Origin of the sequence: Streptomyces sp. NPDC088733, from assembly GCF_044751185.1 — a bacterium.
GTDB lineage: Bacteria > Actinomycetota > Actinomycetes > Streptomycetales > Streptomycetaceae > Actinacidiphila.
The window spans coordinates 570,816-589,048 of sequence record NZ_JBIVLH010000002.1 but is presented as its reverse complement, the minus strand read 5'-3'; the positions used below and the strand labels follow the sequence as shown (position 1 = coordinate 589,048).

Here is an 18,233-nt window from a genome sequence, read left to right as displayed (position 1 = left end):
TGGCCCGGCCACCTGTCCGCATCCCTGACGGGGGTGTCCGTCCTCGCGGCGTATCGTGCTCCGCGGCGCGATGAGTTCGTGCCGGGCCGGCGGTCCTACCCTTACGGTGACCGGCGTCCGGCCGGTCGCGGCAAGGGCGGCCCGGCGGGAGACCTCCACACGATGACCGGCAAGGACACGACGGCGGAGCGGGGCAGGGGCGCCGGGCTGTGGCCCCTGGTCGAGGCCGAGCGGACGGCGCTGGCGGCCGATCTGGCCGGCCTGGACGAGAAGGGGTGGGCGACGCCGTCGCTGTGCGAGGGGCTGACCGTGCGGGAGGTGCTGGCGCACCTCACCGCGTCGGCGCGGCTCAATCCCGCCCGGTGGATGGCCGGGGTGATCCGCTGCCGCTTCGACTTCGACCGGATGGTCGCCGTCCGGCTCGCGGAGCAGTTGGGCGCGACCCCGGCGGAGACGCTGGAGCGGTTCCGGGGGACGGTGTCCAGCAGGACCAAGCCGCCGTTGCCCGTGGTCGCCCTGCTCGGGGAGGTGATCGTGCACGGGGAGGACATCCGGCGCCCCTTGGGGCTGCGCCGCGACCGTCCGGTCGGGACGCTTACCCACGTCGCTGGCTACTACGGGGGCTCCGACCTGGTGGTACTGGCCAAGGGCCGCATCGGCGGCCTGCGGCTCGTCGCGGACGACGGCCCGTTCACCTGCGGCTCCGGGGCGCTGGTGTCCGGACCGACGCTCTCGCTCGTGATGGCCATGACCGGGCGCGCGGCGTACTGCGACGACCTCACGGGCGACGGGGTCGCGGTCCTGCGTGAGCGCTGCCCGCAGGGGTGAGCGTCCCGCCGCGGGCGCCCGGCCCGCGGCGGGAGCGGGAGTTCAGCTGTGCGAGACGGTGAGGCCGTAGAAGGCGACGCGCGCGCCGCGGGTGGTGCTGTCGGAGGACGACTGGTTGTACGAGCCGGCCTTGAAGTACTGCTTGTACGGGTTGAACGACGACGGGATCGCGTAGTGCGTCGTGCTGCCGTTGACGGTGAGGTCGATGGTGTGGCCGCCCGAGACGCCGATGGTGTACGTCCACGTCTTGCCGACGGACACGTGGCCGACGGTGTGCAGCGTCTGGCCGCCGGCGGGCGAGTTCTCCGTGCCGAGCACGATGTCGCCACTGGAGCGGTAGTACAGCTCCAGCAGCGGCTTGGTGGACGAGCCGCCGGAGCCGAGGTGGATCTGCCCGACGCAGACGTTGGAGGTCACCGAGACCACGCGCAGGGTCGCGTTCATGCGGTGGGTGCCGCTGAGCGGCCAGTCCGCGGCGCTGCCGCTGCGGTTCATCTCGCGCAGCTCGGAGCGGGCGTAGTTGGAGTTGGGCGTGGTGACGCCCTTCTCCGGCGCCCAGAAGGTCATCGCGCCGTCGCGGGTGTCGGTGTAGAAGTAGGCGTCCTGGTAGCCGTTCGGGCCCTGGAGCCGGGACGAGGAGATGGTGGTCGGCGAGCCCGGGGAGCCGACCGGCTCCTGGAGCTGCCACACCGAGAGGTCGAAGTTGCCGCCGGGCGCGACCTTGGGATCGGCGGCGAAGGCGGGGCCGGTGCCGAGGACGACGGTGGCGACGGCGAGGGAGGCGAGCAGCGTACGCGTGCGCATGGGGGGACCTCCTGCGGGATCAAGGTGTTCGTGTTCACTTACATGAACGATGTGTGTGGACGTGAACGTCGGGTTACGTCGAGACGGTAGGCCCGTGGCGTGGTCACGTCAAGGTCTGTACCAATGGGCGTACCGTCCGGGCCTGGCCGGCCGTAGGCTGGTGGCCATCATGTCCGCGGTGGAAGTCGTCCAGCTCCTGGTCTCGCCCGTGCACCGGTACATGGGACGGCCGTCCGACGGGCCGTCCCCGGCGCACGACGGCGAAATCGTCCTCCATGCCCAGGTGCGGGCGAACCTCGGCCTGGTGGGGGACCGCTACTACGGCCGTCCCGCCCATCGCGACGCCGCGGTCACACTCATGGCCGCGGAGAACCTTCCCGTGGACATCGACCCGGCGGTCGACCTCCGTCTGACGCGCCGCAACGTCCTGCTCCGGGGCGTCGACATCGACGCGCTCGTGGGCGCGACGGTGTCGCTCGACACCGGCACCGGCCCGGTCCTGCTGGCGGTACGGCGCCCGGCCCGGCCGTGCGCGTGGATGGACGCCGTCATCGGCCCCGGCGCGCAACGCGCCCTGCGCGGCAAGGGCGGTGTCCGGTGCACCCCGCTGACCGACGGCGAACTCGCCGTCGGCCCCGCCGAGTTCACGGTCGTGGCACCCTCGGCGCAGGGGTGACCTCCCGCCCGCGCGCGGCGGCGGGCACAATCACGGAGTCGCGGCCTCGGGTGCCGCGGACATCGCGTACGAGGGAGGAAACGCCGTGCCGCCGACGTCCAGGCCGCTGCGCAAGCTGGGCTTCCTGACCATCGGGCTGTTCGACGAGGCGGATCCCCGCCGCGGCCACCAGTCCACGCTGGAGATCATCGAACTGGGGGAGCGGCTGGGCTTCGACAGCGCCTGGGTGCGCCATCGCCACCTCCAGTACGGCATCTCCTCGCCCGTCGCCGTTCTGGCGGCCGCCTCGCAGCGCACCAGCCGCATCGAACTCGGCACCGCCGTCATCCCGCTGGGCTGGGAGAACCCGCTGCGGCTGGCCGAGGACCTGGCCACGGTGGACCTGCTCTCCGGAGGCCGCCTCAACCCGGGCGTCAGCGTAGGCCCGCCCATGCATTACGACCAGGTCAAACACGCCCTGTACCCCGACACGGCGGAACACGAGGATTTTGGATACCGCCGCGTCGAACGCCTGCTGGACTTCGTCCGGGGCAAGCCCGCGACCGACTTCAGCGGTGTCGAGGGCATCGAGGTCTTCTCCGACCGGGTCCAGCCGCACTCCCCGGGGCTTCACAGCCGCATGTGGTACGGCGGCGGCAGCCTGCGGTCGGCCCAGTGGGCCGGTGAGCACGGCATGAACTTCCTGACCAGCAGCGTCGTGAAGGCCGAGGGGAGCGAGCAGGCCGTCGACTTCGCCGGGATCCAGCTCGCTCAGATCCGCGCCTACCGGGCCCACCACCCCGACGGCGAGGGCGCCCGCGTCTCGCAGGGACTCGTCGTCATCCCCACCGACAGCGCCACGCCGGAGCAGCGGGCCAAGTACGCCGCTTACGCCGAGGCGCGGCTGCCGCGCACGGCAGCGCCGCAGGGGCCGGCGCGCCTGATGTTCGCGCCGGACCTGGTGGGCAGTTCCGACGAGATCGCCGAGCGGCTGACGGCCCACGCGGCCTTCCGCGAGGTCGACGAGGTGGCGTTCGCGCTGCCGTTCAGCTTCGAGCACGAGGACTACGTCCAGATCCTCACGGACATCGCCACCCGCCTCGCGCCGGCGCTGGGCCGGCCCGCCGCCGTGTGACGGAGCCCGTGGGCGGCCCGGTGGCTCCGGGCCGCCCACGGGCGGGAGTTCGCCGTACCGGTCAGCAGTAGAGGTTGTTCCCCTGGCTGACCCCGAGGATCCCCGTGAACCGCTGGTACGCGCTCACGCGGCTCTGGACCTGTGCGGGGTTGCGTCCGTCGCACTCCAGGGAGCCGTTGATGGAGCGGATCGTCTGGCCGAAGCCGGCCTGATTCACCATCGCGTTGTGCGGCGTCATGGTGCCGGGGCCGCTCTGGGTGTTCCAGTACCACAGGCCCGTCTTCCAGGCCACGGCCGAGTCCTGCTCGACGCGCCAGGGGTTGCCCAGCAGGTCGATCCCGAGAGCGTCGCCGGCGGCCTTGTAGTTGAAGTTCCAGCTGAGCTGGATCGGGCCGCGGCCGTAGTACGCGGACTGCCCGGCCGGGCAGCCGTAGGGCTGGCCCCAGTCGCAGTAGTGCGGGTAGTTGGCGGTGTTCTGCTCCACCACGTAGACCAGGCCGCCGGTCTCGTGGTTGACATTGGCGAGGAAGGCCGCGGCCTCCTGCTTTTTCACGGTGTCGCTGCCGCTGTTGGCGAAGCCGGGGTAAGCCGACAGGGCCGCGACCAGGCCGCTGTAGGTGTAGAAGCCGTTCCGGCCCGGGAACATCTGGTTGAACTGGGCCTCGCTGACCACGAATCCGGACGGGTTGCCCGGGTTGCCGCCGCCGCCCGCCGGGGCGTTCCACTTCTGGTTGGCCCCGCCGGTGCAGGTCCAGATCTGCAGCCGGGTGCCGTTGGCGGAGCTGTTCTCGCGGACGTCCAGGCACTTGTTGGCCGCGGGGTTGACGATGTCGTGGGCCGCGGTGACGACCCACTGCTGGTTGGCGCTGCCGGCGCAGTCCCACAACTGGACGGCCGCGCCGTCGGCGGTGCTGCGGTCCACGACGTCCAGGCACTTCCCGAGTGCCCGCAGGGTGCCGTCGCCGGAGTTCGACCAGCGCTGCGCGTTGGTCCCGTTGCAGTCGTAGAGCTGTACCGCGGTGCCGTTGGCGCTGTTCGCGCCGGCCACGTCGACGCACTTGCCGGCCAGTCCGGAGATCTGGCCGTCGGCCGCGTGGGCGGGGGGCGCGGCCACGAACAGTGCCGAGAGGATCGCGGTGAGCACGGCCGTGACCAGGGAACGTCCCACGGCGGCACGCCGGAAGGAGAAGCGTCGGGCAGGTCTGGTGGACCAGGACATCAGGGCCATCGGGGCATCGCTCCTTACACGGCTCACGGCCGTGACGGTGGGGGAGGGAGCTGCGGGGGGAGGGTGCCGCGCCCGGGTCGGGGTCCGGGTACAACGCCTCGTCAGGTCTAGACCATGACAGGATGACGGGACCACGTCAACCATGTGAACGATGCGGAGGGCGCGGGCGGTTGCCCGCCGGTGAACGCCGAAGGGCGGGCCCGGCAGCGGTGAGGCCGCCGGGCCCGCCCCTCGAAGGGATCCTTCGGTCCGGGTCTAGTAGGTGAAGCGCTCCAGGCCGTTCGCCCACGGATTCACGACGTACGCCGTGCGGTGGGCGGTGTCGAGGAACAGGCCCCGGCGGCCGGTGAAGTCGAAGTTGGACGTGGAGAGCGTGGAGCTGACGAGATTGGCGACCGGATGCCGGGCGAGGACCTTCCCGGTGTCCGGGTCGAGCACGGTGATCTCGCTCAGGGCGTTGTTGTCACCCGTGGTGGCCTCCTCGTAGAGGTGCGCGACCAGGGCGACCCCGTGGTCGGCGTCGAGGGCCGGCCACATGACGCCCCTCGTCCCGAGGTCCGCGGGCGCCGAGGCGGCCAGGGTGGACTGGGACGCGGAGCGCCAGGTGCTCGTCGGGAACTCGCCGCTGTTGTAGTTGGGAGTGACGGGCCCGGCGGCGACGTACACCTTGTCCCCCTTGCCGTCCGGCAGCAGACCGGCGACGCAGGCGGGCATCGCGGCCGGCGGCGACACCGTGCGCGCGCCGAGGTCGACCGAGACCGCGAAGTACGGGACGCGCCCGGACAGGCAGGGCCCCATCGTGCCGGAGGTCGCCACGAAGAAGGTGCCCGTCGAGGAGTCCACCGAGACGTTGCCCATCGCGCGCCCCGGCTGGGCGGCGTTGAGCGGCAGCGGGTCCGAGACGCGGCCGGTGGCCATGTCGACCGTCCAGAGGCTGTCGACCCCGGACACCCCGTCGTAGGTCACCACGGCCGCCCGGTGCCGGGCCGTGTCGACGGCCCCGCCCATGAAGGAGACCGACGTGGAGCCGCCCTCCGCGCGCAGCGCGGTCGTCCGCACCTCGGCGCCCGTGGCGGTGTCCCGCAGGGCCACCTCGGGGAACGTGCCGCCCTCGAAGGGCTGGTGGGCGATCAGGGTGCGGCCCGTGCCGCGGTCGGCCCCGAGGACCTCGGACATCATCCCGTTGGTGTCGCGGGACACCACGGTCCCGAGGGTGCCGTCGGCCAGGTCGTACGCGGTCGTCGCCGAGCCGCTGACATGGAGCCAGCCGTCGTCCCCCTCCGCGAAGTCATCGGTCGCCAGCAGCGCGGTTCCGCCGCTGACCTCGATGTTCTCCAGGGTGCCCGAGACCGTCTCGCCGTCGAGGTACTGGACGAAGGAGGTGGGCGAGGCCTGGCCGACGGGCTCGCCGGCCCGGGTGGCGATGATCCGGACCGGGTACTGGAGCCCGGTGGGCAGGCCCAGCGCCTTCAGGTCCAGCACCGTCCTCCCCTTCACCGACGGCAGGGGGCGGAACAGCGTCGACGCGTGGTCCACGCCGTTGTCGTCCCGGCCGCTGCCGTTCTGGTTCGTGGCGGTGTTGAGCGCGCCGTACAGGGTCGGCGCCGGGGTCAGGAACTCGATCGCCGCGCCGTCGGCGTGCCCGGCGGCCGTGGCGTCCCAGTTGACCGTCAGCCGCGCGTCGGAGCGGGTCAGTTCGACGGCGTGCGCCTTCTCCGTCGCGCCGTTGCCGAGCAGGGGCGCCTCCGGTCGCTCGTCGGCGCCGGGGCCGACGCGCAGCGCCCGGAAGTCACCGAAGACCTGGCCGTCGTAGAGGGTGATCCCGACGCCGTAGAGACCGGCGCCGCCCGGCGCGAAGGCGGAGGCGGGGATCGTCACCGAGCCCTTCGTGCCGGTGAGCGGGGTGCGCCACTGGGCACGCCACTTGTCGCTGGTCGTGAACGGCGTCCAGTGGCCGACCGAGGACAGCACCAGCTCCGGGTCGGTGGTGTCGCGCAGACCCGTCAGGTCGTAGTGGACGGTGACCGGCTTCCCCAGCGGGCTCGCGCCGGGCGCGGTGGGCGCCTGCGGTTGCAGGTGGGTGCCGTCGGTCGCGCTCAGGGTGAGCCTGCGGCCGGCCGAGGCGACGACCTTGCCGCCGTCGAGCGCCTCGAACGTCACCTGGAGGCTGCGTGCCTCCGACGAGACGAGCGGCAGACCCGCCGCGCCGAGCAGTTCGCGCGGCAGGACCCGCAGGCTCGGACCGGCAGAGGGGATCACGCCGTGCTCGCCGACCCGCAGACGGTACGTCAGATCCTCGTGAGCGCCGGTGAGATCGAGCCCGAAGGTGAGCGGGGCGAACGCGTTCTCGCCCGTCGGCACACCGTCCCAGCTGCCCGTCGGGCCGGCCAGGTCGATGGCGGACGGGTCGGTGGCCTCGACGAACGAGGTGCTGGGCGTGACCGACATGACCTGGCGCTGCGCGACGGACAGGCGTACCGCCGACGGGGAGAGGTCATGGCGCTTGGAGAGCACCTTCTCCACCGCGGCCGTCACGTCCAGCTGGGTGCCCATGTGCAGTTCCCGGTCCGCCTGCGGGGGCTGGGCGATCGGGCGTCCGGTGGCGACCAGCAGGTCGCGCACCTTGCGTGGGGTGAACTTCTGCCCCGTCGCCTCGGCCGCCGCCAGCACGTCGGCCGCCGCGGCGGCGATCATCGGTGCCGACGCGGAGGTGCCGCCGTTGAGCACCACCTGCGGGCCGTCCGACGTGTGGAACAGCGACGGCAGGTTGTCGCCGGGCGCGGCCAGGTCGATCCGGGTGCCGAAGCCGGAGGAGTAGCCGGCCGAGCCGTTGTAGCGGGTCGTCGGGTAGACGGCGGTGCGCACGTCGTCCGAGCTGAGCGTGTCGTCCACGGTGGTGCCGCCCGCGCCGATCACCCCGGTGTCGCGGACCAGCGACGGGGTCGTGGTCGGGGCGACGTCGTCGATGCTCGTCTGCGCGTGCGTGCTCGACGTCAGGTCGGTCGGCGTGCTGCCGCCGTCCGGGCCGACCGACACCGGCAGCCCGAGCCGGGTGCCGTCGTTGGAGGACACGACCACCACGATGCCGGAGTCCACGATGGCACGCAGGGTGTCCCGGACCGCCGGGTCGTCCTCCAGCCACCGCGACGGGAAGCCGATCGACCCGTCGGTGCCGAAGCCCAGGCTGGCGGTGATCACGGTCGGGCGCGGCTTCTGCGCGGCGGCGGCGCGCAGGGCCGTCGCGATGCCCTCGGCCGAGGGCTCCTCGGGCACGACGAGGCGGTACTGCGCCCCGGGGGCGATGCCCAGCAGGTCGGTGGCGCCGCTCCCGGTGGCCTCCGGGCGCTGCCGGTCGTGGGGCAGCGGCGCCATCATCGAGAAGTCCAGGAGCACTTCACCGAGGTTGGGGTCCTGGCCCTCGATCGACCCGGTCGGGTCGAGCTTGCCCGCGTTGTCGCTGGTGTACGTCGGGATCAGCGGCAGGGAGGGGTAGTCCAGGTAGCGCTGGCCGTCCTTGACCACGGTGGTGGGTCCGTAGCCGCGCACGTAGTCGTCGCCCGCGTCCGCCATGGACTGGTCGGTGAGGTCGCCCAGCGAGACGTTGGTGATGATCTGGCCCGCGCCGGGCAGCGCGTGCAGGAGGTCCGCGGAGTCCTGGAACGCTCCGACGACGTTCACGCCACCGGAGTTGAGGTAGGACTGGAAGGACGTCGTCAGGCCCTCGTTGGCGGGCACGGCCCCGGCCGCCGCGGGTGCGGCGGCGCGGGCGCCGCGGCGGGAGCCGAGGCCGTCGATCGACGCGCGGACGGTGTCCGTCAGCGCCACGGGGCCGGAGTTCATGGTCTGCGGCCGGACCGCTGAACGGGCTCCGCCGGAGGCGGCCCCCAGGGTGTAGGGCGTCAGCGCGGCCGCGTCGGCCCGGCGCTGGAGGACCGCGGCGGACGGGGCGAGCGGCTCGCCGAGCCCGGTGCGGCCCTGCGGCTGCGGCACGGGGAAGGCCCGGGTGGTGCCGTCCTTCCGGGTCAGGGTGCCGGTCCCGTCGTCGGACCAGTGCACCACCGAGCCGTCGGCGAGGGTGAGGGAGTGCGCGGCCGGTGCCGAACCCCGCTGCGGGGCGGGGCCGTCGGGGGCGGCGTGGGCGAGCGGGGTCGCGGTGAGGGTGAGGAGGAGAGCGGCGAGGGTGGTCAACCGGGTGCGTCTGAGGCGTGAGGACATGCAACGCCCTTCTGGGTGTGTGCAGGGCCAGCTGCGTCGTCGGGACTGGCGGGGCGGAGATCACCTTGTCGGTGCCCCGTCAGCACGGACAAGCGTCCGCGGACGCGGGTTCGCGCAGTTGCACACATGCGCGCCGTACCGAACGGCGGGCGACCGGCGGACAACGCGCGGAAACATGCGGGGCGTACGATCAACGGGCGTTCCCCGATCGACGGATGGGCAGGCCAGATGGACATCACCTCCGGCGGCCCATGGACCGGTACCGGCCTGGACCCGCTCAGCGGCCGCGTTCTGGAGTTCCTGGTCGGCCACCCCGCGGCCGGCGCCGAGGCGGTGGCGGAGGGCGTCGGTGTACCCGTCGAGGACGCCGAACGCGCGTTGCGGACGCTGGAGGACGAACTGCTCGTCCTCCGCGTCGCCGGCCGCCCGACCCGCTGGCGGGCCGGCCCGCCGCGTTCGTCCCTCGGGTCGCTGCTCGCCCGCAGGCGCGGTGAACTCGCCCAGGCGGAGCTGTACATGGAGCAGCTCCACGAGGTCTACCGTGCCGTCTCCGGCTCGCACGCCCCGCACCTCGTGGAGGTCCTGGAGCGCGCCGAGGAGGTCGCCGCACGCTATGCCCACCTCCTCAGGGCCAGCCGCCGCGAGGTGCTGCACCTGGCGAAGCCGCCCTATGTGACCGGTACGGAGACCGCCTACGGCGAAGGGCGGGAACGGGCCGCGGGGGAGGCCGCCGTCCAGGACGGGGTGCGGCTGCGCTCCGTCTACGACACCGAGGGCTTCACCGACGAGATGTCGCTCGAAACCGCGCTGCGCGGCACGGCGGGCGGCGGTGAACTGCGGCTCAGCTCGGGCCTCCCCGTCAAACTCGTGGTCTTCGACGGCACCACCGCCCTGCTGCCGGTCGACAGCGACCACCCCGCGGCCGGGTCGCTGGTGATCCACGCCCCGGCCATGGTCGCCGTGCTGGTCGCGCTGTTCGAGCGGCTGTGGGAGCGCGCCGTGCCCATGTCGCTGGAGAGCCGCCAGGACTGGCCGGTCGCGCGCCAGACGCGTGAGGCGGACATCGACGAGCGCACCCGCGAGATCCTGCACCTCATGGCCACGGGGATGAAGGACGACGCCATCGCCCGGGTGCTCGGCGTCAGCCGCCGCACCGTCCAGAAGCACGTGAGCGAGGCCGGTACCGCGCTGGGCGCCCGGACCCGCTTCCAGATAGCCCTGCTGGCCGCGGAGCGCGGCTGGCTCGACCGCCGCCCCGGCCCGCCGGGTACGGGAGCGGGTGCCGGCCCGGCACCCGCCGTGCGGGCCTGAGGCCCGCGGCGCCACCGGCGGGGTCCGGAATCGGTCCGGTGCCGGAAGCGTTGCGGGTCAGCAGGGGGGCGGTCCGCCTGGGCGGTACCGTGACAGCGGACTACGGATGATCAAGGCGGAACGTCATGCACGGCGAGTACAAAGTGCCCGGTGGCAAGCTGGTGCTGGTCGACCTCGAGGAGCGGGACGGAGTCCTGAGGGACGTCCGGGTAGCGGGCGACTTCTTCCTGGAGCCCGACGAGGCGATCCTCGCGATCGACCGGGCCCTGGAAGGGACGCCGGTGACCACCGACGCCGCCGGGATCGCGGCGCGCGTCGAGGCCGCGCTCCCCGAGGGCACCGTGATGTACGGGCTCACGGCCGAGGGCATCGCCGTCGCGGTGCGCCGGGCGGTCGCGCAGGCGACGGACTGGACCGACTACGACTGGCAGCTGATCCGGGAGGCCCCCCAGTCGCCCGAACTCCACATGGCGCTGGACGAGGTCATCACCGCGGAGGTCGCGGCCGGCCGGCGGCCGCCGACCCTGCGCGTGTGGGAGTGGGGCGCCCCGGCCGTCATCATCGGCAGCTTCCAGTCGCTGCGCAACGAGGTCGACCCCGAGGGCGCGGAGCGGCACGGCATCACCGTGGTACGGCGCATCTCGGGCGGCGGCGCGATGTTCGTGGAGCCGGGCAACACCATCACGTACTCCCTGTCGGTGCCCGCGTCACTGGTGTCGGGGCTGTCGTTCGCCGACTCCTACGCCTACCTGGACGACTGGGTGCTGGAGGCGCTCGGCGACATGGGCATCAAGGCCTGGTACCAGCCGCTCAACGACATCGCCACGGAGGCCGGCAAGATCGCCGGTGCCGCGCAGAAGCGCATGGTGGGACCCGAGGGCGGCGCCGGCGCGGTGCTGCACCACGTGACGATGGCCTACGACATCGACGCCGACAAGATGCTCGAAGTCCTGCGCATCGGCCGCGAGAAGCTCTCCGGCAAGGGCATCGCCAGTGCGAAGAAGCGCGTCGACCCGCTGCGGCGGCAGACCGGCCTGCCCCGCGAGACGGTCATCGACCGCATGGTCGACTCCTTCCGCACCCGCTACGGGCTCAGCACCGGTCAGGTCACCGCAGAGGAACTCGCCCGCGCCGAGGAGCTCGCCGCGACGAAGTTCGGCACGGCGGAGTGGACCGCGCGCGTGCCGTAATCCCCCCATACCCGTCCGGGCTCCGCGCAGGTGACTCTGTCCGCGCTTGACCTCGGCCCTCCTAGTTAGACTAGCCTTACCTAAATTGCTGGGTGGGGCCGGTCGGCGACCGGCCGGGTTTCCGGAGGGGTGCGCGGAGTGCGAACGAAGGTGCCACCGGGGCGTGACGTCCTGCTGCGGACCGTCAGGAGCCGCGGGCGGGACGTCGCGACCGGTGCCGTGCTCGGGGCCGGGCACCAGTTCGGGGAGGCGCTGGTCCCCGTCCTGATCGGCGTCGTCGTCGACCGGGCCGTGGCCGGCGGGGACAGCGGCGCGCTGCTGGGCTGGCTCGCCGTGCTCGCCGTGGTGTACGTCGGGCTCTCCTTCAGTTTCCGATTCGGCGCCCGCGCCGGTGAACGGGCCGCGGAACAGGCCGCGCACGAGCTCAGGACCGCCCTCGTCCGGCGCGTCCTGGACCCCGCGGGCGGCGCGGAGCAGGGCCGGCTGCCCGGCGAGCTCGCGAACATCGCGACGGAGGACGCCAAGCGCGTCGGCGCCGTCAACATGGCCGTGATGACCGGCATTTCGGCGCTCACCGGACTCCTGGTGAGCGCCGTGGCCCTGCTGCGGATCTCCGTCCCGCTCGGCCTGGTCGTGCTCCTCGGCACACCGGTGCTGCTCTGGCTCGGGCACTTGCTCAGCAAGCCCCTGGAACGGCGCAGCGAGGCCGAGCAGGAACAGGCCGCGCACGCCTCGGGAGTCGCCGCCGACCTGGTGACGGGACTGCGGGTGCTCAAGGGCATCGGCGCCCAGGCCGCCGCCGTCGAACGCTACCGGCGCACCAGCCGCGCCTCGCTGGGCGCCACGGTGCGGGCGGCCCGCGCGGAGGCATGGCAGAGCGGGGTGGTGCTCACCCTCACCGGCGTCTTCATCGCCGTCGTCGCGCTGATCGGCGGACGGCTCGCCCTGGCCGGCGACATCACCCTGGGCCAGTTCGTCTCCGCCGTCGGTCTCGCGCTCTTCCTGCTCGGGCCGCTGGAGGTGTTCGCCTGGGTCAACGCCGAGTTCGCCCAAGGCCGGGCCTCCGCCGCCCGCGTCGCCGCCGTGCTCGCCGTGGAACCCGCGGTACCGGCCGGCCCGGCCGAACTGCCCGCCCCCGTGCGCGGCGCACTGCGGCTGCGCGGCGTCGGCCTCGGCGCGCTCCGCGGGGCGGACCTCGACGTCCGCCCCGGCGAACTGCTCGGCGTCGCCAGCACCGACCCCGCCGCCGCCCAGGCGCTGCTCGACTGCCTCGGTCGCACCGCGGACCCCGAGACCGGTGTCGTCGAACTGGACGGCACACCCCTGACGGACCTCGACCCGGCCCTCCTGCGCACCGCGGTCCTCGTCGCCGCGCACGACGCCGACCTCTTCGAGGGCACCCTCGCCGACAACCTGGGCGGCACCGGGGACACCGACCGCGCGCTGGCAGCCGCCTGCGCCGACGAGGTCGCCCGGGCCCTCCCCCAGGGCACCGCCACCGGGATCACCGAGGGCGGCCGTTCGCTCTCCGGCGGCCAGCGCCAGCGCGTCGTGCTCGCCCGCGCCCTCGCGGCCGAGCGGCCGGTGCTCGTCGTCCACGACCCGACCACGGCCGTCGACGCGGTCACCGAGGCCCGCATCGCCGCCGGGCTGCGCGAGCACCGCCGCGGCCGGACGACCCTCGTGGTCACCAACAGCCCCGCGCTGCTGTCCGTCACCGACCGCGTCGTGCTCCTCGACGGGGGCCAGGTGACCGCCGACGGCCGGCACGGCGACCTCGTGCACGGCGACACGACCTACCGGACGGCGGTACTGGCATGACGACGAAGAGCCCGTCCCCGGAACGCGAACTCCTCCCCACGGCGACGCCCGCCAGGACCCGGGCCGCGGTGCGCGAACTGCTGCGCCCGCACCGGGCCCTGGCCGCCGGCGGGGCCGCGGTGATGGTGGCGGCCACGGCGGTGGGGCTGCTGACACAGCCCCTGCTGGGCCGCGTCGTCGACCTGGTGACCGAGCGGAGCCCCGCGGGCGCACTGACGCTGCCCGTGGTCCTGCTGGTCCTGGTCGCGCTCGCGCAGGGAACGGCCACCGCACTCGGCATGACGCTGGTGTCGCGGCTCGGCGAGACCGCACTGGCCGAACTGCGCGAACGCTTCGTCGAACGGGCGCTGTCGCTCCCGCTGGACCGGCTGGAGCGGGCAGGCTCCGGCGACCTCAACGCCCGTGTCACGCGCGACGTCTCGCGGGTGGCCGACGCCATCCGCACGGCGCTGCCCGAACTCGTCCGCTCAGGGCTGGCGATCGTGCTGACGCTGGCCGCCCTCGCGGTCCTGGACTGGCGGTTCCTGGCGGCGGCGCTGCTGGCGGCGCCCGTGCAGGCGTACACCGCCCGCTGGTACGTCCGCAACGCCGGCCCGCTGTACGCCAAGGAGCGCATCGCCACCGGCGCCCAGCAGCAGCAGTTGCTCGACACGATCGGCGGCGCCGCCACGGTCCGCGCCTACCGGGCAGAGACCGCCCACACCGCGCGCGTCACGGAGAGTTCCCGCGCGGCGGTCGCCCTGACGCTGCGCGGAGTGCAACTCGTGCTGCGCTTCTACAGCCGGCTGCACGTGGCCGAGTACACCGGACTGGCCGCCGTGCTGGTGACCGGGTTCCTGCTGGTGCGCGGCGGCTCCGTGTCCATCGGTACGGCGACGGCGGCGGCCCTGTACTTCCACAGCCTCTTCGGCCCGGTGAACACCGCGCTGGTGCTGCTCGACGACGCGCAGTCGGCCACCGCGGGCCTCGCCCGGCTGGTCGGCGTCGTCGACGAGCCCGTGCCGCCCGCGGACGCCGGTCGTGATGAACTGCCCACCGCCACCGCGGGCGTGCCCCCCACCGTCACGGTGGAGCGCGTCGGGCACGCCTACGTCCCGGGCCGGCCGGTGCTGAGCGACGTGGACCTCGTGCTGCGGCCCAAGGAGAAGGTCGCCCTCGTCGGTGCCAGCGGCGCGGGCAAGACCACCCTCGCCAAGATCGTCGTCGGCATCCACCGGCCGTCGTCCGGCCGGGTCGACATCGGCGGCACCGAACCATCGGAGAGCGCGGCCGCGGTGGGCCTGGTCACCCAGGAGGTGCACGTCTTCTCCGGCCCGCTCACCGAGGACCTGCGCCTGGCCCGGCCGGACGCCACCGACGACGAACTGCGCGAAGCCCTGCGGCGGGTCGGCGCGCTCGGCTGGGCCGAGGCGCTGCCCGAGGGCCTCGGCACCGTCGTCGGCGAGGGCGGCCACCGGCTGACCGCGGACCGCTCGCAGCAACTCGCCCTCGCCCGCCTGGTGCTGGCCGATCCCCCGGTCGCCGTCCTCGACGAGGCCACCGCGGAAGCCGGCAGCGCCGGCGCCGGGCGCCTGGAAGAGGCCGCCGAACGCGCGCTGGAGGGCCGTACCGCCCTCGTCGTCGCGCACCGGCTCAGCCAGGCGGCCTCCGCCGACCGGGTCGTGGTGATGGAGGAAGGGCGTGTCGCCGAGACCGGCACCCACGACGAACTGCTGTCCGCCGGAGGGCCGTACGCCGCCCTGTGGCGGGCCTGGGCGGAGCACCGCAGCGGCGCCCGGCCGTAACCCTCCACCGGCCCTTGCTCGACGCTTGCCCGACCCATGTCCGACCCGTACGTCCAATCGACACGAACAGAAGGATCACGCGATGCCCCGCGCCACCAGAGCCACCCGGTTCGCCGGACTGCTCGCCTCCGTCATGATGCTCATCGGCGCGGTCGCCGCCTGCGGCTCCACCGACTCGGCCTCCGGCTCCCCGGCCCCGGACTCCTCCGGCTCCGCCAAGGCGCCGGTGAGCACTGCCTTCCCCGTCACCCTCACCCACAAGTACGGCAGCACCACGATCAAGGCCGAGCCCAAGCGCGTGGTCACCGTGGGCCTCACCGACCAGGACGCCGTCCTCGCGCTCGGCACCGTGCCCGTCGGCACCACCGAGTGGATCGGCGGCTACAAGGGCGCCATCGGCCCCTGGGCCCAGGACAAGCTCGGCTCGGCCGCCGTGCCCACGGTCCTGAAGGACACCGGCACCGGGCCGCAGGTCGAGAAGATCGCCGCGCTGAGGCCCGACCTCATCCTCGCGCTGTACTCCGGCCTGACCAAGGCCCAGTACGACACGCTGTCGAAGTTCGCCCCGGTCGTGGCCCAGCCCAAGGAGTACAACGACTACGGCATTCCGTGGCAGCAGCAGACCGAGACCGTCGGCAAGGCGCTCGGCAAGGCCGACGAGGCCAAGAAGCTCGTGGACGGCGTCGAGGCGAAGTTCGCCGCCGCCAAGACGGCCAACCCCGCCTTCGCCAAGGCCACCGCGGTCATGGCCACCCCGTACGAGGGCACCTTCGTCTACGGCAGCCAGGACGCCCGCTCCCGCCTGCTGGCCGACCTCGGTCTGAAGCTCCCCGCCGACCTGGACAAGGTGATCGGCGACCAGTTCGGCGCCAACATCAGCAAGGAGCGCACCGACCTCCTCGACCAGGGCGTCGCCGTGTGGATCGTGCCCGACACCACCGCGGCCGTCACCAAGCTGCACCAGGACAAGCTGTACGCCGACCTGAAGGTGGTGAAGGAGGGCCGCGAGGTCTTCGTCAAGGAGTCCGGCGACTACGGCAACGCCGTGTCCCTCTCGACCGTGCTCAGCATCCCCTACGTGCTCGACCGCCTTGTGCCGCAGCTCGCGGCGGCGGTGGACGGGGACCCGGCCACCAAGGCGGAGCAGCCCGCCTCCTGAGTGACCGTCAGGCGGTGTGCGCCCCGGCGCACACCGCCCGGCCCCCCGTCCGCCGGTCAGGCCTCCGGGTCGGACATGATCTCCCGGACCTCCTGCGGACAGCGGCACGCGGCGGCGAACTCGGCGGCCCATTTCAGCGCGTCCTCACGCGAGGGCACATCGATGACCGAGAACCCGCCGAGGACCGCCTTGGTCTCCGGGTAGGGGCCGTCGGTGACGGTCCCGTCGGTGGCCACGTGGCTCGCGCGCTGCGTGTGCAGCCCACCGCCGAAGACCCACACGCCCGATTCTCGCGCCGCCCGCACCACTGCGTGCGAGGCCTTGACCACCTCGGGCAACTCCTCCTCGGGGATGACCATCGTGCCGTCGTCGAACGAGATCAGAAAGTGCGTCATCCGTAGCTCCCTGGCCGGTTGCTCCTTCGGGCGCCACTCACCCTACGGCGAACGGCTCCCTCCCGGCTCGCGGAACGGGCCCCGACGCACGACGCGGTGGCGCAGCCCCCCGAGGCGAAGGGGCGGCTCCCGCCGAGGTCCCCCCGGCATTGCTGCCGGGGGGAGGACGGGCCATCACGGCTGACCGGTACCGGGCGGAGCCCGGCCCGGTACCCGCCCGTCAGACCCGGCGCCACCGCCTCGGCAGCGGGCGCCGTGCCGCCGATCGCCATGTCGCCGTCCCCCGGCTCGGGACGGAACCGCTCGGCCTCCTCCGCCGGACGACCGGAGGCCAGGCGGGCCCGGCCCCGTGCCGCCGCCGGCGGGTGGAGACCACCGGGTTCGGGAGCGCGTCCTGCTCGAGCCAGGGATGCCGGCCGGCGGTCCCCCCGTACAGCGTCGTGACGTACAGCCGACGTCGCAGCAGGTGGAAGCCCGCCCCGCGGATCCCGGCGGTGAATTCCGGCCCGACCATGCAGCCGTCGAGCCGGACGCCCGTCGAACGTGTCATGGCGCGCATCAGCAGTCCTCCGCGGGAGCGAGATCCGGAGTACGGCCGCCGGGGCGCTTGAGCAAGAAGCTGAAGTCGCCGGAGAGCTTGCCGGTCAGCCGGACCGCCGACACCAGACTCCCGTCCGTGATCAGTCGTTCGACCTCGGCCCGCGGCAGACCGCAGCCCTCGGCGATCAGCCGCACCGGCCGGACGGGAATGCGTGCCGCGAAACGGACCGAGACGTCGATCACCTCGCGGTCCGGGCTGTCCGGTCCGCCGGTGTCGAGGCGCCAGGCGCTCTCCCAGTCGAGCGCGACGCGGTTGCGGCGCAGCAGGACCGGGTCCTGGAGCAGTTCGGCCGCCAGGGCGGGGTCGTTGTTGTGCATCCGGTCCAGCAGCGCGGGCCGTACGGAGCGTACGTTCACACGCTCCAGGACCGTGAGCTTCACGGTGTCCCCGCACTCGGTGCAGAGCACGAGCAGCCAGGCGTCGATGAGTTTGTGGTTGGCGTTGACACGGAACTTGCCGTTCGCCCGGAAGCGTCCGGACGTGCAGGTGTGGCAACGGCGGAGGACGGTCGGCAGGCAGGTGGGCATGACCACCCAGTTCTGGAGCACAGAAGTACACCGGTTTCAGTGAGAAGACCGCAGCAGGAAGCAGCGCGGCGCACGGCATGCGCGACGCGCGACAGATCAGCGCTCGGGAGGTCTCACACGGTGTACAACGGGACGTCCTTGCCTCGACGACGGGGTCGGCAGCACGGTAGTGGCGCAGGGGGGCGCCGTTCCACTGGTTTTTCCGTGCCCCGCCACCGGCCGTCCGACCGGGCGGGCCAAGGTGCTTGACGGGACGTCAGCGGCGGCCGGCCGAGGCCCGGGTCAGCTCGCGGTCGTATTCCTCGGCATCGAAGTGGAACGCCGGAGGGCGCACCTGACCGGCGGGCACCTGCCAGTCGGACCACTCGACGAGGCCGTCGTGACGCCGCACGAGCACCGACAGCGGGCCGCAGCATCCGCCCGTGCAGGCGGGTTCCCCGAGGACGACCCGTCGCCCCTCTGCGGTGGCCCGGAGCGGACTGCGCCCGTCGGCGGGCGGGGCCTCGTCCACGAGCGGACCGCGGCCTCCCTCGCCGACCGCCTCCGCCACCGACGTCCTCACCGTCGACCCGGAGCCGCA

General features: G+C 73.3%; 14 protein-coding genes. 8 read left to right on the top strand and 6 right to left on the bottom strand.

Annotation, left to right across the window (positions count from 1 at the left end; translation table 11 throughout):
• The first annotated feature begins 162 nt into the window (after window positions 1-162).
• Window positions 163-828, top strand: a complete 666-nt coding sequence (locus ACIP64_RS05890; protein WP_401582325.1) for a maleylpyruvate isomerase family mycothiol-dependent enzyme — start codon at window positions 163-165, stop codon at window positions 826-828.
• A 42-nt stretch (window positions 829-870) separates the two neighbouring features.
• Here the strand turns inward: ACIP64_RS05890 and ACIP64_RS05885 are convergent, their stop codons facing one another.
• Window positions 871-1,632, bottom strand: a complete 762-nt coding sequence (locus ACIP64_RS05885) for a polysaccharide lyase family 7 protein (RefSeq protein WP_401582323.1) — start codon at window positions 1,630-1,632, stop codon at window positions 871-873.
• 169 nt (window positions 1,633-1,801) lie between these two features.
• Here ACIP64_RS05885 and ACIP64_RS05880 point away from each other — a divergent pair, with 169 nt between their 5' ends.
• The gene (locus ACIP64_RS05880; RefSeq protein ID WP_401582320.1) at window positions 1,802-2,308 is read left to right on the top strand and encodes a molybdenum cofactor biosysynthesis protein; all 507 of its coding nucleotides are present in this window, start codon (window positions 1,802-1,804) and stop codon (window positions 2,306-2,308) included.
• Window positions 2,309-2,393: 85 nt separating this feature from the next.
• A complete protein-coding gene (locus tag ACIP64_RS05875; RefSeq protein WP_401582317.1) occupies window positions 2,394-3,422 on the top strand; it encodes an LLM class flavin-dependent oxidoreductase in 1,029 nt (342 codons plus the stop codon).
• Window positions 3,423-3,483: 61 nt separating this feature from the next.
• On the opposite strand, the gene ACIP64_RS05870 is transcribed toward ACIP64_RS05875, so the two are convergent.
• Together ACIP64_RS05870 and ACIP64_RS05865 are read right to left on the bottom strand one after the other, a co-directional pair.
• Window positions 3,484-4,641, bottom strand: a complete 1,158-nt coding sequence (locus tag ACIP64_RS05870; protein WP_401582409.1) for a lectin — start codon at window positions 4,639-4,641, stop codon at window positions 3,484-3,486.
• A 264-nt stretch (window positions 4,642-4,905) separates the two neighbouring features.
• Window positions 4,906-8,865, bottom strand: coding sequence for a S8 family serine peptidase (locus ACIP64_RS05865; protein ID WP_401582316.1), 3,960 nt, complete (start codon window positions 8,863-8,865; stop codon window positions 4,906-4,908).
• A gap of 228 nt (window positions 8,866-9,093) precedes the next feature.
• Between ACIP64_RS05865 and ACIP64_RS05860 the strand changes: the two genes are divergently transcribed.
• The 5 genes from ACIP64_RS05860 (at window position 9,094) to ACIP64_RS05840 (ending at window position 16,130) form a co-directional block, all read left to right on the top strand.
• Entirely contained in the window at window positions 9,094-10,176 is a 1,083-nt protein-coding gene (locus tag ACIP64_RS05860; RefSeq protein ID WP_401582314.1) for a LuxR C-terminal-related transcriptional regulator, read from the top strand.
• 125 nt (window positions 10,177-10,301) lie between these two features.
• A complete protein-coding gene (locus tag ACIP64_RS05855; RefSeq protein WP_401582311.1) occupies window positions 10,302-11,366 on the top strand; it encodes a biotin/lipoate A/B protein ligase family protein in 1,065 nt (354 codons plus the stop codon).
• Window positions 11,367-11,504: 138 nt separating this feature from the next.
• Complete coding sequence (locus ACIP64_RS05850; protein WP_401582309.1) at window positions 11,505-13,187, top strand: ABC transporter ATP-binding protein; 1,683 nt, start codon at window positions 11,505-11,507, stop codon at window positions 13,185-13,187.
• Window positions 13,184-14,971, top strand: coding sequence for an ABC transporter ATP-binding protein (locus ACIP64_RS05845; RefSeq protein ID WP_401582307.1), 1,788 nt, complete (start codon window positions 13,184-13,186; stop codon window positions 14,969-14,971). The genes ACIP64_RS05850 and ACIP64_RS05845 overlap by 4 nt, the downstream gene beginning before the upstream one ends.
• An 82-nt stretch (window positions 14,972-15,053) precedes the next feature.
• On the top strand, window positions 15,054-16,130 hold the full coding sequence (locus ACIP64_RS05840; protein WP_401582305.1) for an iron-siderophore ABC transporter substrate-binding protein: 1,077 nt from the start codon (window positions 15,054-15,056) through the stop codon (window positions 16,128-16,130).
• A gap of 56 nt (window positions 16,131-16,186) precedes the next feature.
• Here the strand turns inward: ACIP64_RS05840 and ACIP64_RS05835 are convergent, their stop codons facing one another.
• From ACIP64_RS05835 to ACIP64_RS05825, 3 genes are all read right to left on the bottom strand, one after another.
• Window positions 16,187-16,525, bottom strand: a complete 339-nt coding sequence (locus ACIP64_RS05835) for a YciI family protein (RefSeq protein ID WP_401582304.1) — start codon at window positions 16,523-16,525, stop codon at window positions 16,187-16,189.
• A 558-nt stretch (window positions 16,526-17,083) separates the two neighbouring features.
• On the bottom strand, window positions 17,084-17,674 hold the full coding sequence (locus ACIP64_RS05830; protein WP_401582301.1) for a DUF1062 domain-containing protein: 591 nt from the start codon (window positions 17,672-17,674) through the stop codon (window positions 17,084-17,086).
• 235 nt (window positions 17,675-17,909) lie between these two features.
• The gene (locus ACIP64_RS05825; protein WP_401582299.1) at window positions 17,910-18,203 is read right to left on the bottom strand and encodes a hypothetical protein; all 294 of its coding nucleotides are present in this window, start codon (window positions 18,201-18,203) and stop codon (window positions 17,910-17,912) included.
• Window positions 18,204-18,233: the final 30 nt, after the last annotated feature.